13 protein-coding genes are annotated in these 15,148 nt (G+C 68.9%); 7 read left to right on the top strand and 6 right to left on the bottom strand.

The annotated features are described in order from the left end of the window. Positions 1 to 58: 58 nt before the first annotated feature. Genes ACR4XW_RS07710 through ACR4XW_RS07730 form a run of 5 tightly spaced genes read right to left on the bottom strand, consistent with a single transcriptional unit; the run spans position 59 to position 6,086 of the window. Positions 59 to 1,072 carry an LLM class F420-dependent oxidoreductase gene (locus tag ACR4XW_RS07710; protein WP_434759963.1) on the bottom strand — a complete coding sequence of 338 codons (1,014 nt, stop codon included), beginning with the start codon at positions 1,070 to 1,072 and terminating at the stop codon, positions 59 to 61. Continuing rightward, positions 1,069 to 2,121, bottom strand: a complete 1,053-nt coding sequence (locus ACR4XW_RS07715; RefSeq protein ID WP_434759964.1) for an acyl-CoA dehydrogenase family protein — start codon at positions 2,119 to 2,121, stop codon at positions 1,069 to 1,071. The genes ACR4XW_RS07710 and ACR4XW_RS07715 overlap by 4 nt, the downstream gene beginning before the upstream one ends. A gap of 18 nt (positions 2,122 to 2,139) precedes the next feature. After that, positions 2,140 to 3,324, bottom strand: coding sequence for an acyl-CoA dehydrogenase family protein (locus ACR4XW_RS07720; protein WP_434759965.1), 1,185 nt, complete (start codon positions 3,322 to 3,324; stop codon positions 2,140 to 2,142). Between the two features lie 6 nt (positions 3,325 to 3,330). Beyond that, on the bottom strand, positions 3,331 to 4,440 hold the full coding sequence (locus ACR4XW_RS07725) for an NAD(P)H-dependent flavin oxidoreductase (RefSeq protein WP_434759966.1): 1,110 nt from the start codon (positions 4,438 to 4,440) through the stop codon (positions 3,331 to 3,333). 8 nt (positions 4,441 to 4,448) lie between these two features. Continuing rightward, complete coding sequence (locus ACR4XW_RS07730) at positions 4,449 to 6,086, bottom strand: acyl-CoA synthetase (protein ID WP_434759967.1); 1,638 nt, start codon at positions 6,084 to 6,086, stop codon at positions 4,449 to 4,451. An 80-nt stretch (positions 6,087 to 6,166) separates the two neighbouring features. Here ACR4XW_RS07730 and ACR4XW_RS07735 point away from each other — a divergent pair, with 80 nt between their 5' ends. The 7 genes from ACR4XW_RS07735 (at position 6,167) to ACR4XW_RS07765 (ending at position 13,930) form a co-directional block, all read left to right on the top strand. Further along, the gene (locus ACR4XW_RS07735) at positions 6,167 to 6,994 is read left to right on the top strand and encodes a crotonase/enoyl-CoA hydratase family protein (protein WP_434759968.1); all 828 of its coding nucleotides are present in this window, start codon (positions 6,167 to 6,169) and stop codon (positions 6,992 to 6,994) included. Next, positions 6,991 to 8,058, top strand: a complete 1,068-nt coding sequence (locus ACR4XW_RS07740) for a CaiB/BaiF CoA transferase family protein (RefSeq protein ID WP_434759969.1) — start codon at positions 6,991 to 6,993, stop codon at positions 8,056 to 8,058. Before ACR4XW_RS07735 ends, ACR4XW_RS07740 begins: the two co-directional genes overlap by 4 nt. Next, positions 8,055 to 8,999, top strand: coding sequence for a Zn-ribbon domain-containing OB-fold protein (locus ACR4XW_RS07745; protein WP_434759970.1), 945 nt, complete (start codon positions 8,055 to 8,057; stop codon positions 8,997 to 8,999). The genes ACR4XW_RS07740 and ACR4XW_RS07745 overlap by 4 nt, the downstream gene beginning before the upstream one ends. A gap of 11 nt (positions 9,000 to 9,010) precedes the next feature. Continuing rightward, the gene (locus ACR4XW_RS07750) at positions 9,011 to 10,066 is read left to right on the top strand and encodes a thiolase family protein (protein ID WP_434759971.1); all 1,056 of its coding nucleotides are present in this window, start codon (positions 9,011 to 9,013) and stop codon (positions 10,064 to 10,066) included. Beyond that, positions 10,063 to 11,235, top strand: a complete 1,173-nt coding sequence (locus ACR4XW_RS07755) for a thiolase family protein (RefSeq protein WP_434759972.1) — start codon at positions 10,063 to 10,065, stop codon at positions 11,233 to 11,235. Before ACR4XW_RS07750 ends, ACR4XW_RS07755 begins: the two co-directional genes overlap by 4 nt. A gap of 71 nt (positions 11,236 to 11,306) precedes the next feature. Next, positions 11,307 to 12,536 (top strand): hypothetical protein, encoded by a 1,230-nt coding sequence (locus ACR4XW_RS07760; RefSeq protein ID WP_434759973.1) that lies wholly within the window; start codon positions 11,307 to 11,309, stop codon positions 12,534 to 12,536. Positions 12,537 to 12,610: 74 nt separating this feature from the next. Beyond that, a complete protein-coding gene (locus tag ACR4XW_RS07765; protein WP_434759974.1) occupies positions 12,611 to 13,930 on the top strand; it encodes a hypothetical protein in 1,320 nt (439 codons plus the stop codon). A gap of 6 nt (positions 13,931 to 13,936) precedes the next feature. Here the strand turns inward: ACR4XW_RS07765 and ACR4XW_RS07770 are convergent, their stop codons facing one another. Next, entirely contained in the window at positions 13,937 to 15,148 is a 1,212-nt protein-coding gene (locus tag ACR4XW_RS07770) for an NADH:flavin oxidoreductase (protein WP_434759975.1), read from the bottom strand.

The raw sequence follows: 15,148 nt of genomic DNA on the forward strand, positions 1-15,148 counted from the left end.
GAGGGTACGCGCCGACCGCGACCGGCAACAGGCTCAGCTCACCGCGGGCTCACGGGGTTCACCAGAGCACGGGTCGCAGCCGTCGGATCTCCTCGGCCGAACGCAGCCCGGTCAGAATCACCGTGCCCAGCGGGGTATCCCGCCAGAGTTCGAGTTGCCGGGCGATGCGCTTCGGCGGACCGATCAGCGCGGTGCCGTCGATCAGGTCGTCGTCGATCGCCTCGATGGCTGCCTCCCGGTGCCCGGCCAGGAAGAGTTCCTGAACCCGCTCGGCCGTATCACCGAAACCGGCCCGACGCAGCACATTGGCGTGGAAGTTCTGCCCCGACGCCCCCATCCCGCCGACATACCAGGCCATCGACTGCTTGGCCCGGTACATCGCGGCCGACACGTCGTCGTCGACATAGGTGTTCAGGCAGGCCGTCACCTCGAAACCGGGACGGGCGGTGGCCAGGACCTCGCCGTACATCGGTTCGAAGGAGTTGATGTGGCTGAACACCGAGATCCAGCCATCGGCGATCTCGAAGGCCAGGGCGGTGTTCTTCGGGCCCTGTGCCCCCAGGTACACCGGGATGTCGCTGCGCAGGGGTTGGGTGATCGACTTGAGCGGTTTCCCCAACCCGGTGCCGCCCGGGTAGGGCAACGGGTAATGCGGCGAATCGGAGGTGACCGGCCCGCGGCGCTCCCAGATATCGCGCATGATCGCCAGGTAATCGCGGGTGCGGGCCAACGGTTTGGGGAAGGGCCGGCCGTACCAGCCCTCGATGATCTGCGGCCCCGACACCCCCAGGCCCAGGATCAACCGGCCCCCGCTCAGGGCGTCCAGGGTCAACGCGGCCATCGCGGTGGCCGCCGGGGTGCGGGCGTCGAGTTGCACGATCGCGGTGCCGAGCATGATTCGGCTGGTGCGGGCCGCGTACCAGGTCAGCGGCACCAGGGCGTCGGAGCCGTAGGCCTCGGCGGTCCACACCGAGTGGAAGCCCAGTTCTTCGGCGGTCAGCACCATGTCGGTCTGATCGACCGGGTCCCGCTGCCAGTACCCCAGGCCGATGCCGATCTTCAGGTCGCTCACGCGATCGACCCCGCAGCCATGATGTCTCCGATCTCCAGAGCCTGTCGGGTTGCCCCACCGACGGTGAACTCCAGTTGTTTGGTGGCGGTGAAGTAGTGGTGCGCCGCGCCGTCCAGATCGACCCCGGCCCCACCGTGCAGATGCACCGCACTGTGGGCGATCAGGTTACCGCCCTCGGCGGCCCAATACCCGGCGGTTTCCACCGCACTGCCCAGCGGTACCCCGGCTTCCCAGCGCCAGGCCGCCTGCCACAGCGTCAACCGTTGGCAGCCCAGATCGATGTAGGCATCGCCGAGGCGTTGTCGCACCGCCTGGAAGGCACCCAACGGCTGGTCGAACTGTTCCCGTTCGGCGGTGTAGTCGGCAGTCAGTTCCAGGGCGCGTTGGCTCACCCCGTACTGGACGGCCGCGGTGGTCAGGGTCAGGGCCCGACGCAACCGCAGGGCCACCTCGGCCCCACCGAGCCGGCGATCGGCGGGCAGTTCGACGCCGGTCAGGTCCAGGTGCGCGACCGGCAGGCCCCCGGTGGCGGTGTCCTCGGTGACCCGGACGCCGTCGTCGGGGGTGACCAGGAAGACCGCCGGTCCGTCCGGGTCGGTGGCGGTGACCAGCCACAGGTCGGCTACGGCACCGTGGGGCACCACGGTCTTGTGTCCCTCCAGCACCCAGCCGTTCGCGGCCCGTGCGGTGACGGCAGGCAGGTTCGGGGCGGCGTCGGTGTTCTCGGCCAGCGCCGGCAGCACGATCGGTGCTTCGGCGAGCCGTTCGGCCGCGGTGGATTCGGCCAGTACTGCGGTGGCTGCGACCTGGGCGGCTGCGGGGATGGCTGCCGCGGCCCGGCCGAACTCGATCAGCGCCCGGCAGGCGGCGATCATGCCCAATCCGGTGCCGTGCGGTTCGGGCAGGTGCAGGGTCAGCAGGCCCGCCTCGTTCGCCTGCTGCCACAGCTCGCGGTCGAACCCGGTCGGATAACCGGGGGTGCGGCCCCGGCAACTGCGTCGGGCCAGGTCGGCCGCGGCGTCCTGTTCTTCGGTGAAGGTGAAGTCCATGAAAGCTCCGTCCGGTGACTAGCGGTGGGGTTGGCCCAGGGCGACCCGCGAGATCAGGTCGCGCTGTACCTCGTTGGCGCCGCCACCGAAGGTGAGGATCAGGTTCGTGCGGTGGGCCCGCTCGAGGCGTCCGGCAAGTACTGCGGCCGGGGAGTTGGTGGGCAACAAGGCGGTCGGGCCGACGATCTCCATCAGCATCCGGTAGATGGTCAGCGCATTCTCCGAGCCGAGCACCTTGGTGGCCGAGGCCTGGGCCGGGGAGACGTCCTCGACCTGGGCGGCGATCTCCCAGTTCATCAGGGTCAGGGCCTCGTTCATGGCCCGGGCGCGGCCGAGCAGCAGCCGCACCCATTCCTGGTCGATCAGCCGGCGACCGCCCGGCCCGGTGGTCTCCCGGGCCCAGTCGGTGACCAGGTCGATCGCCTGGGCGACCGCGGCCGAGGAGAACAGGGCCACTCGTTCCCGGTTCAGTTGTGCGGTCATCAACCGCCAGCCGCCGTGGTACTCCCCGACCAGGTTGGACGCCGGCACCCGGACGTCGTCGAAGTAGGTGGTGGAGGTGCGCAGCCCGGCCACGGTGTCCACCGGGGCGTGGCTGAACCCGGCCGCATCGGTGGGTACCAGGATGATCGACAGGCCACGGTGTTTGGACGCGGACGGGTCGGTGCGGCAGGCCAGCCAGATCCAGTCGGCGTATTTGACCTGGGAGGTCCACATCTTCTGCCCGTTGATCACGAACTCGCCGTCCTCCGGCGTGCCGACGAGTTCGGCGCGGGTGCGCAGCGAGGCCAGATCGGTGCCGGCCTCGGGTTCGGAGTAGCCGATCGAGAAGTGCAGTTCGCCGCGCAGGATCTTGGGCAGGAAGTACTCCTGCTGTTCCCGGGTGCCGTAGCGCATCAGGGTCGGGCCGATGGTGTTGATGGTCAGGTAGGGCACGGCCACCCCGGCGACCGCGGCGGCGTCACTGAAGATCAGTTGTTCCACCATCGATCGGCCCTGGCCGCCGAACTCCTCCGGCCAGCCCATGCCCAGCCAGCCGTCGGCCCCGAGGGTGCGGATCACCTCCAGGTAGACGTCCCCGTCGGCGAACTCTCCCCCGTCGAAGGCCAGCCCGGCCTTGCGTTCGGGGGTCATCAGCCGGTCGAAATAGCCGGCGACCTCTTCGCGCAGTTGCTGTTGTTGTTCGGTCAGTTCAATACGCACGCGGCATCAACCGATCTCGCCGAGGCGGTCGACCGCGGCCCGGTAGCCGTCGACCAGTTCGGCCATGATCGTGTCCACCGACTCGATCTCGTCGATCATGCCGACGATCTGCCCGGCCGGCATCGCCACCACCGACGGGTCGTCACCGGCCGAGATCCGCTGATGGGCCTCCGACACCAGCAGGTTCTGCAGCGGCATCGGCAACGGTTCGGGGGCATCGGCGGCCTGCCAGGCATCGGTCCAGCGGGTGCGCAGCAGCCGGGCGGGCTTGCCGCTGTACACCCGCGACCGCACGGTGTCGCCGGAGCCGGCGTTCAGGATCGCCTGCTGCACCACCGACGGCCGGTCGCCGGCCTCGCGGCCGAGTTGGTACTCGGCGGCGGTCAGCCAGCGCGACCCGAGCCACACCCCGTCGGCACCCAGGGCCAGCGAGGCGGCCACCTGCCGTCCCGACCCGATCCCGCCGGCGGCCAGTACCGCGGCCTCGGAGCCGACCGCGTCGACCACCTGGGGGGTGAGCACCATGGTGGTGATCTCGCCGGTGTGCCCGCCGGCCTCGTGGCCCTGCGAGATCACGATGTCGACCCCTTCGGCGACATGGCGGCGGGCGTGTTCCACGCTGCCGGCCAGGGCGGCAACCGCCACCCCGGCGTCCTTGGCCGCGGCGATCACATCGGCCGGCGGTGAGCCCAGGGCGTTGGCGATCAGTGCCGGACGGTGTCGCAGCGCGACCTCCACCTGGGCGCGGGCGTTGGAATGCAACCAGCCCAGCACGGTCGGGCCGCTCTGCCCCTCGAGTTCGGGGACGTTCAGCTCGGCCAGGGTGCGGGCGACGAAGTCCCGGTGCTCCTGGGGGATCATGTCCTTGAGGTCACCGGCGGCACCCTCGGTGGGGGCCTTGGCCGGCATCACCACGTCCACGCCGAAGGGCAGACCGTCGGTGTTCTGCGACATCCAGGTCAAGGTGGCGTCGAGTTCTTCGGGATCGTCGAAGCGCACGCACCCCAGCACACCCATGCCGCCGGCGCGGGTGATGGCCGCGGCCACATGCTCGGACGGGGTGAACCCGAAGATCGGGTAGCGGATGCCGAAGCGTTCGGTCAGGGCGGTTCGCATGGTTCTCCTCATGTGGCCGGGAGGTCTTCGCTGGAAGGTTTCTCGGTGGTCAGTTGTCGGGCCCAGCGCAGGTCGGACTTGCCTGCCGGGGAGCGTTTGATCTCGTCGACGAACCACACGCTGCGGGGCACCTTGTACCCGGCGATGTGTTGGCGGGCGACGCGGTTGAGGTCGGCCAGGCCGACCTGCGAGCCGGGCGTGCGCACCACGATGGCGGCCACCCGGTGGCCCCAGTGGTCATCGGGGACGCCGAGCACCAGGGCGTCCTGTACGTCGGGGTGGGCGCGCACCGCGGCCTCGACCTCGTCGGGGAAGATCTTCTCCCCACCGCTGTTGATCGAGGTACTGCCCCGACCCAGCACGGTCACCGAGCCGTCGGCCTCGACCCGGGCCAGGTCGCCGGGTATCGCGTAGCGCACCCCGTCGTATTCGCGGAAGGTCTCGCGGGTCTTCTTCTCGTCGTTGTAGTAACCGAGCGCGATGTGGCCCTTGCGGGCCAACATGCCGACCTCACCCGAGCCGGGTTCGACCGGTCGGCCGTTCTCGTCCAGCACCGCGGTGGACGTGTCGAGCCGGATCGACATCTGGGTGGTGGTGTGGCCGGCGCGGATCACGTTCATCCCGTTGAAACCGGCCTCGCTGGCGCCCATCGAATCGGAGATGAAACAGTGCGGCAGCTTCTCGACGAACTGCTGCTGCATCGTGGCTGAGAACAACACCGCGGTGGACGAGACCACGCGCAGCGACGACAGGTCGTACTCGCCGCCGTCCGGTTTGCCCTCGGCCAACGCCTCGAGCAGCGGACGGGCCATCGCGTCCCCGGTGATCATCATCACGTTCACCCGATGCTGTTCCACCCGCTGCCAGACCGCGTGGGCATCGAAGTCGGCCAGCAACACCGCCGCCCCGCAGTTGAACAGTGACGACAGGGTGGCCCACTGGGCGGCACCGTGAATCAGCGGCGGAACCGGGAAGCGCACCACCTGATCACCGGCCGCGCCGGCACGGGACTGCTGGAACTCATCGGCCAGGTACTCCCCGCTGAGCAGGTCGATGCCCCCGCCGAACACCCGCCAGGCGTCCTCCTGGCGCCACATCACACCCTTGGGGTGGCCGGTGGTTCCGCCGGTGTAGAGCAGGAAGATGTCGTCGGGGCTGCGCTCGCCGAAGTCGCGCTCGGGCGACTGATCGACCAGGGCGTCCTCGTAGGCCTCGGCCCACTCCGGTTGATCGGTGCCGTCGGCCGGGTCGGTTTCGACCACCAGCACCGAGGTCAGTTTCGGGCACCGGTCGAAGGCCTCGGCCACCACCGGCAGGTAGCGCCGCTCGCACACCATGGTCACCATGTCGGAGTTGTTGACCAGGTACTCCACCTCGCCGGCGACGTAACGGAAGTTGATGTTGACCATCATCGCCCGCAGTTTGTAGGCCGCCACCATCGCCTCAATGGCCTCGACGGTATTGCGCGACAGCACGCCGACTTTGTCGCCGGGCCCGACGCCACGGGCGGCCAGGGCATGGGCGAGTCGGTTCGCCCGCTGCTCCAATTCGGCGAATGTTCTGTTCCCGCGGTCACTGAGTAGGGCTGGCCGTTGCGGAACAGCGTCGACTGCGTGTTCGATCAAGTCAGCGAGATTGCAGGTCACGGATCCGAGTATGTGGTGTTAGCGTGCCGTCAGCAAGGCTTTTCCCAACGTGTGACACTCACCCGAGAGGACGGACACAGATGACCCCCGGCGCATCCCCCAACCCGGCCGAGACCCCCGACTGCCTGATCGAACAGCACGGCCATGTGCTGCAGATCACACTGAACCGCCCGGAGGCCCGCAATGCGCTGACCGGCGAGATGATGCAGTTGCTGGGTGAGGCCTGGGACCGGATGGACAACGACCCGGAGATCCGGGTCGCGGTATTGACCGGTGCCGAGGGCACCTTCTGCGCCGGCGCCGACCTCAAGGCGATGAGCGCCACCCCGGCCGGCGACCGGATTCACGGCGAGGACGGCGGCGGGGGGATGGACCTGACCCGGATGCCCGGCCTGCTGAAGGGCCGTCGCCCGAGCAAGCCGATCATCGCCGCGGTCGAGGGGTACGCGATCGCCGGGGGCACCGAGATTCTGCTCGGCACCGACATCCGGGTGGCCGGTGCCGGGGCCCGCTTCGGCCTTTCGGAACCGAAGTGGGGGCTCTTCCCGATGGGTGGGTCGAGCGTCCGGCTGCCCCGCCAGATTCCCTACACCGCGGCCGCCGACATCCTGCTCACCGGCCGGCACATCGACGCCGAACAGGCCCTGGCCTGGGGGCTGATCGGTGAGGTGGTGCCCGACGGTCAGGCCCTCACCCGGGCGATGGAGTTGGCCGAGATGGTCTGCGCCAACTCCCCGATCGCGGTACAGGCGATCCTGAAGTCGATGCGCGACACCGAAGGGCTGCACGAACTCGAGGCCTTCGAGGTGGAGACCAAGATCGGCGTCGAGGTCTTCCGCAGCGATGACTCCCGGGAGGGCCCACGGGCCTTCGCCGAGAAGCGCAAGCCAAACTTCACCGGCCGATGAGCGGGCCCCTGCACGGGCTGCGGGTTCTGGAGTTCGAGGCGATCGGCCCGGTACCCCATGCCGTTTCCCTGCTCACCTCCCTGGGCGCCGAGGCGGTGCGGGTGCGCCGACCGCACACCCATTCGCACCGCGACCCGAGCCCGTTCGCCGGTATCACCACCTCCGCCGACCTCACCGACCCCGCGGCGGTGGCCGAGATCGAACACCTCATCGAGCACTGTGATGTGTTGATCGAGGGATACCGTCCCGGTGTCCTGGAACGCCGCGGCTTGGGCCCGGACGTGGCGCTGGCCCGCAATCCGGGGCTGATCTATGCCCGGATGACCGGCTGGGGACAGACCGGCCCCCGCGCGTCCGAGGCCGGCCACGACCTCAACTACATCGGCCTGACCGGCGCCCTGGACCTGATCGGTACACCGGAGGAACCCCTCCCCCCGCTCAACCTGGTCGGCGACTACGGCGGTGGCTCGATGCTGGTGGTGATCGGCATTCTCGCCGCCCTGCATGAGCGGGCGAGGTCCGGACGGGGTCAGGTGGTCGACGCGGCCATCGTCGACGGCACCGCCACGATGCTGGCCCCCTTCGCCGCCGGAATGGCCGCCGGGGTCTGGAAACCTCAGCGGGCCGCCAATGTGATCGACGGCGGCGCCCCCTACTACCGCACCTATCGCTGCGCCGACGGACGGTTCGTCGCGGTCGGGGCGATCGAGGAGCCCTTCTACCGGACCCTGACCGAGACCCTGGGCCTCGACGACCTGCCCGACCGACACGACCGGACGACCTGGCCGGTGCTGCGCGAACGTTTCGCCGAGGTCTTCGCCACCGCCGACCGGGACACCTGGGCCGCCCGGTTCGCCGGCACCGACGCCTGCGTCACCCCGGTACTGACCCTCGACGAGGCCAACGACGACGCCCACCTGCAGTCCCGCGGTGTCCTCGACGCCGAGGGTCGCCGCAGCGGCGCCCCCCGCTTTTCCCGATCGGCCACCGGGCCCCTGGGTGGGTCCGGAACCACCACCGACATGCCACCGGCCGACATCATCGACATGTGGAGGAACCGATGACCCAACCTCTGACCGCCCCGCTGGATCTGTTCTTCGACTACCAGCGCTCCACCGGCCCGGCGATCGGCGCCTTCGTCACCGCCGTCCGCGACGGTCGCCTGCTCGGTGGACGCACCGCCGACCGACGCGTGGTCGTGCCACCACCCGAGTACGACCCGGCCACCGGTGACCCGATCACCGACTTCGTCGACGTCGGCCCGGCCGGCACCGTGCTGTCGTACTCCTGGCAGGCCGAACCGCAGCCCGAGCACCCGCTCGAGACCCCCTTCGCCTGGGTCCTGGTGCAGTTGGACGGGGCCGACACTCCCCTGCTGCACGTGCTGCAGGCCGAGGCGAGCGAACTCGAGGTCGGGATGCGGGTGCAGGCCCGCTGGGCCGACGAGCGTGCCGGACGGATCACCGACCTGGTCTTCGTCCCCGAGGGAGCCGCGGCCGACCCGGCACCGGCCGAGGCGGACGAACCGGTGTCGATGATCAACACCCCGATCGCGCTGTCGATCCAACACAGTGCCTCGCACCAGGAATCGGAGTACCTGCGCGGCCTGGCCCGCGGTGAACTGATCGGTGCCCGGGTCGGGCCCGGCAGCCCGGTCTACATCCCACCCCGGGGAGCCTCCCCCACCGACGGGGTGCCGACCGAGGACTTCGTCCACGTCTCCGACACCGGCACGGTGACCACCTTCTGCATCGTGAACGTGCCCTTCCTGGGCCAGCAGATCACCCCGCCCTATGTCAGCGCCTACATCCTGCTCGACGGCGCCGATATCGCGATCCAACACCTGATCCTGGAATGCCCGGCCGACGAGGTGCGGATGGGAATGCGGGTGCAGGCCAAGTGGCGGCCCGAGTCGGAGTGGGGACACACCCTGCGCAATATCGAGTACTTCCGTCCCACCGGCGAACCCGACGCCGATTACGAGACCTACCGGCACCACCTGTGAGGAGGAGGACCATGACCGACATCGCTGTGGTGGGTTTCGCCCACGCTCCGCACACCCCGGCCACCGACGGCACCACCAACGGGGTCGAGATGCTGGTGCCCTGTTTCCGCGAGCTCTACGCGACCCTGGGCATCACCAAATCCGACATCGGCTTCTGGTGCTCCGGGTCGTCGGACTACCTGGCCGGACGGGCCTTCTCGTTCATCTCCGCGATCGACGCGATCGGTGCGGTACCGCCGATCAACGAATCCCACGTCGAGATGGACGCGGCCTGGGCCCTGTACGAGGCCTGGGTGAAGCTGGTCACCGGTGAGGTCGACACCGCCCTGGTGTACGGCTTCGGCAAGGCCTCGGCCGGCCGGCTCGACCGGGTGCTCGGCCTGCAGACCGACCCCTATCTGGTCGCCCCGCTGGGGGTGGGCGCGTCCAACCTGGCCGCCCTGCAGGCCCGGCTGGGTCTGGTCGAGGGCCGCTGGACCGAACGGGATCTGGCCGAGGTCGCCGCCCGGGCCCGCCGCGCCGCGGGACCGAACGCCCAGATCCGCGAGGACGTGGATGCCGACGAACTGCTCTCGCGTCCGGTGATCAGCGACCCGCTGCGCGAACACGACTGCGCCCCGATCACCGACGGCGCCTCGGCGATCGTGCTCGCCGCCGGCGACCGGGCCCGGGAACTGAGCGAGCGCCCCGCCTGGATCACCGGGATCGAGCACCGCATCGATTCGGCCCACCTGACCGGACGCGACTGGTTGGCGATGCCCTCACTGAGCAGCGCGGCCGAGAAGGCCCTGGCCGGTGACCGGCAACTCGACGCGGCCTACCTGCATGCCCCGTACACCCATCAGGATCTGCTCGCCCGGGAGGCGATCGGGTTGGCCGATGAGGTGACGGTCAACCCCGACGGTGGCCCGCTGACCGGTAACCCGATGTTCAGCGGCGGTCTGGAACGGATCGGCCAGGCCGCCCGGCGGATCTGGGACGGCGCCGACCGGGTGCTCGCCCACGCGGCCCAGGGGCCGTTGATGCAACAGAATCTGGTGGCCGTGCTGGAAGGGAGTCAGCGATGAGCAAGCAGCCAGCCGCAGTCCTCGGGGTCGGTCAGACCCACTACACCTCCAAGCGACTCGACGTGTCGATGTCGGGCCTGGTGCGCGAAGCGATCGACCGGGCGATGGTCGACGCCGCGGTGAGCTGGGACGACATCGACGCGGTGGTGATCGGCAAGGCCCCCGACCTCTTCGAGGGTGCGATGATGCCCGAACTGGCGATGGCCGATGCGATCGGCGCGGTCGGCAAACCACTGTTGCGGGTACACACCGCCGGCTCGGTGGGCGGCTCGACCGCGAACGTCGCCGCCTCGCTGGTGCAGGCCGGGGTGCACGGCCGGGTGCTGGCGGTGGCCTGGGAGAAGCAGTCCGAATCGAATGCGATGTGGGCCCTGTCGATTCCGGTGCCGTTCTCGATGCCGGTGGGGGCCGGCGCGGGCGGCTACTTCGCGCCCCACGTGCGCTCCTACATCCGCAAGTCCGGTGCCCCCGAACACATCGGTGCGGTCGTGGCCACCAAGGACCGCCGCAATGGGGCGATCAACCCTTACGCGCACCTGAAGCAGCCCGACATCACCGTCGAGGAGGTACAGGCCTCGCAGATGTTGTGGGATCCGATTCGGTTCGCCGAAACCTGCCCCTCCTCCGACGGTGCCTGCGCCATCGTGATCGGCAATGCGGACGCCGCCGAACAGGTGCGGGCCGACGGAAAGCAGGTCGCCTGGATTCACGCCACCGCGATGCGCACCGAACCGACCACCTTCTCGGGCCGCGACAACATCAGCCCCCAAGCCGGGCGCGATGCCGCCGCTGCGCTGTGGAAGGGGGCCGGAATCACCGACCCCTTCAACGAGATCGACTGTGCCGAGATCTACGTGCCCTTCTCGTGGTTCGAGCCGATGTGGCTGGAGAACCTCGGGTTCGCCGAGCAGTACACCGGGTGGCGGCTGGTCGAGGACGGGGTCACCGCCCCGGACGGGGCCCTGCCGGTGAACATGTCGGGCGGGGTGCTGTCGTCCAACCCGATCGGAGCCTCGGGCATGATCCGGTTCGCCGAATCCGCCCTGCAGGTGATGGGCCGGGCCGGTGATCATCAGGTCGACGGGGCCCGCCGGGCCCTCGGTCATGCCTACGGTGGCGGCTCGCAGTACTTCTCGATGTGGGTGGTGGGCGCCGACCGTCCGTCCTGATCGGGTCTGCCCGGCTTCGCCCCGCGGGGTAATAGCCTGATGCCAGCCGGGACGAAGGTGGGACGAAGGGCATGAGGAAGTGGCTGGCCGCGACGGCCGGGTTGTTGGTGTTGCTGAGCGGATGCACCGGCTCGTCCCCTGCGGACGAGGACGCCTGCGAGGAGTACCTCCGGGAGACCCTGGTGGCGCCCTTCAACACCGAGGGTGAGTGCCGGCTGGTGCCGCGGGTGGACGCGGCCATCGGCCACGTGGGGATCGGATTCGATCGCCTCGGCGAGGCCGGCGAGACCGGATACCTGGTCGACCTGACCACCGGCTCGTCCACCCCGATCGAGATGCCCGAGGACGCCGTCTTTGCGAAGGCTCACTCCACCCGGATCGACGACCAGCCGGTACTCCTGGTCACCGGCTACCGCAAGGCACCCGGTGCGGACTACCGTCCCTTCGCCCTGGGCTTCGACCCGAGTGGCGAACCGGTGCTCCGTGCCGAAGCCGACTGGACGACCCCGACCGTCGTGCCCGAGATGCGAGTGACCAGCACCAACGTGTGGGACCAGAAGGGGGTGCTCGACATCGCAGCCAAGAAGTGGACCCGCACCGACAGGTCACTCGACCACACCACTGTCGAGCCCTACCGGAGACTGCAGACCACCCCGGTGGCGATGTTCGGCGGCAACCTCGTCCTGACCGTCTCGGGTGATGCGCTGGTCACCGGCGAGTCGCGGACGGTGCAGGTGGTCGGCCTATTTGCGGTGACCCCCGCCAATGCGGTGGTGTGGCAGACCCTGGACCGAACCGGCCCGGGCTCAGGGGACCGCACCGCGGTGGCCGGCTACCTCGGAGCGTACGTGTTGCAATTGACCGGACCGGACACCGGCCCGTGGCAGATCGCGTGGTACGACGGTGAGACCGGTCGGCCGACCGACCCGAAGCCGGCCGATCTCGCCGGTCTGCGGGGCGGCACCGCAGGGCTCGTCACCCCCGGGCAACTCATCGCCACCGACGACGGTCGATATCTGGCACTGGCCACGCCGGACACCCCGACCAACCTCACGGCCGTGATCGATGTGGAGGCCGGCACCGTCACCCCGATCACCACGCCGAGCACCACCAGCGTCTCGGCGATGACCAATACGACGGCCTATCTGAGCCCGCAGCACGGTAAGAAGTCGAGCGTCGATCTGGCCTCGGGGGAACAACAAGATCTCTCCGACGACACCAAGCTCCCCGATCTGGTCACCGACGAGGCCGCTCTGTTCGCCGTCCACCTGCACGACAAGACGATGGTGGTCACCCGCTGAGCTGCCGTCGGTTGTGGTCGTTCACCGTGGCGTCCCTTTCGATGGCTAGCCTGTGCCCGGCACGGAGGTGGGGGATGCGGAAGAGAATGCGGCTGGCTGCGGCGGCCGGGATGTTGGTGTTGCTGAGCGGGTGTGTCGGTACCCCGTTCGCGCCGGGCAAGGCCCCGGCCGAACCGGGGGAAGCCGAGACCGAAACCGGGGGCAGTTCCCTGCCCGCGTGCGCCGACGACGTCCGCGAACGACTCGCACCTCCCTTCGATACCGACGGTGAGTGTTGGCAGGTGCCTCGGGTGACCGCGGCCGCGGGCAACGTCGGGATCGGATTCGACAGTGACGGCAGTACCGAGAACGCCCACATCGTCGACCTCGGTACCGGCTCGATCCGCGAGATCGACCTGCCCGGGAGCGCCACCGGGCTGCAGGTTCAGGTGACCCCGGTCGGTGGCACACCGATGTTCCTGATCACCGGCTACGAGCACACCCGTGGCGATGCTCTCAACGCCGCCGGCTACCGCCCGTTCGCTCTGGGATTCGACCTGCGGGGCAGCACCAACCCCGCCTACCGGGCCGAAGCCGACTGGGTCGGCGAGGAAGACTCCGAGCGGATGGTGACCAGCACGAATGTGTGGGCCGATTCGGCCGTGTTGGATATCGCCGCAGGGAAGTGGGCCGAGGTCGACCCGGACAATCTGGCTCCTCGGGAGATCGGGCCTTACCGGCACCTCTCGACGATTCCCGATCGGGTGGCCTTCTTCGGGGGCAACCTGGTGCACGTGGCCTCCGAGCGGGTGCATCTGGGCGGCGGCAAGTTCGCCTTGGTGAACGGTGCCTATGCGGTGGGTCAGGACGGTTCACTGGCCTGGACCAACCTCACCGAAACACCCGTCGATCCGAGTGTCCGACCCCCGAAGATCGTTGCCGGTTACCTGGGGCGTCACGTACTGCTGATGACTGCTGCCGAGGAGGGAAAGTGGCAGGTTGCCTGGTACGACGGCATCACCGGTGAGCACGCCACGCCGAAGCCCGCAGACCTCGCCGGGCTGGGCGGGGGGACGCCCGAGTTCATCGGACAGGGCCCGCTGATGGCCACCGCGGACGGCCGCCACGTGGTGTTGGCCACCGTGGGATTCGCCACCGACTTCGTGGCCGTGGTCGACGTCGAAGCCGGTACGGCCACCCAGATCGCGTCACCGAACGACCTCACCTTCACCACGGTGGCCGGCAACACGGTCTATCTGCAGACCCAGCACGGCAAGGACTCGGCGACCCATGACCTCGCCGCCGGCGAGACGAAGCCGCTGCCGACCGAAACCCTGGTGCCGTTCCTGGTCACCGACAAGGTCGTCCTGTTCAACGACGACCGCGACGACCACACGCTCGTGGTCACCCGCTGAGGTCGCTCAGACGTCCCGGGCGTAATCGGGTTCGAAGACGCAGTGGGTCTTGCCGAAGACGGTGTACATGCACTTGTTGCAGTGGATACAGATGCCTTCGGTTTTCGGGTTGGCCTGCGCCTTGTTGACCAGATCGGGTTCGCGCAGCAGCGCCCGTCCCATCGCGACGAAGTCGAAGCCCTCGGCCATCGCCCGGTGGAAGTGCTCGGCATTGTTCACCCCGCCGAGGTAGATCAGCTTGGTGTTGCGCATCTTCGGCACGAACTGGCGGGCCGAGTCGAGCATGTACATGTCGTAGTAGGGGTAGTCGCCCAGGATCTTCTTGCCGAAGAGCCGGCCACCGATGTTGATCGGGAAGCGCTGGTTGCGCACCAGATCGTCGACCGGGATGCCACCGCGGAACATGAACATCTGATGCCACACCGATGAGCCCTGGGTCAGTTCGATCGCATCCAGGCCACCCTGCTGGTCGAGCAGTTCGGCGGTGCGCAACGACTCGTCCAACCAGATCGAGCCCTTGATGTCGTCCGACATCGACAGCTTCGCGGTCACCGCGATGTCGTTGCCGACCCGCTCGCGCACCGCGTCGACGATCTCGAGAGCGAAGCGGGTGCGGTTCTCGATGCTGCCGCCGTACTCATCACGGCGTTTGTTGATCCACGGCGAGAGGAAGGACCCGACGATGTAGAGATGCCCGAAGTGCAGTTCGACATTGTCGAAGCCGGCCTCGGCGGCCAACTCGGCCGCGTCGGCGAACTGCCGCACGATCAACCGGATCTCGTCGCGGGCGATCTCGCGGGCCCGGGTGAAGGCGGTCGGGTTGACGAACTTCGACGGGGCCACCGGCTGCACCCCGGTCACCTTCGGATGCGCCACCACCCCGGCATGGCCGAGCTGGGCCGAGGCCGCGGCCCCGCCCTCGTGCATGGCGTCGGTGAAGTCCTTCAGCCCGGCCAGGTTCTTCGGGTGCATCAGGATCTGACCCGGGGCGCTGTACCCCTCCTTGGCGATCGTGCAGTAGGCGATCGTGGTCATTCCGATGCCACCGTCGACGAAGCCACGGTGGAAGGCGATCAGCTCGTCGGTGACCTTGCCCTGCGGGGAGCGTCCCTCGGAGGTGGCGGCCTTGATCGTGCGGTTGCGCAGCGTGACCGGGCCGAGGGTGGTCGGCTCGAAGGGCGAGGGGGTGGACGTGGACACGTTGTCGGTGTGGGTCAT

Source organism: Pseudenemella bisphenolivorans, assembly GCF_051133435.1.
In the GTDB taxonomy this organism is placed as follows: domain Bacteria; phylum Actinomycetota; class Actinomycetes; order Propionibacteriales; family Propionibacteriaceae; genus JAAYAO01.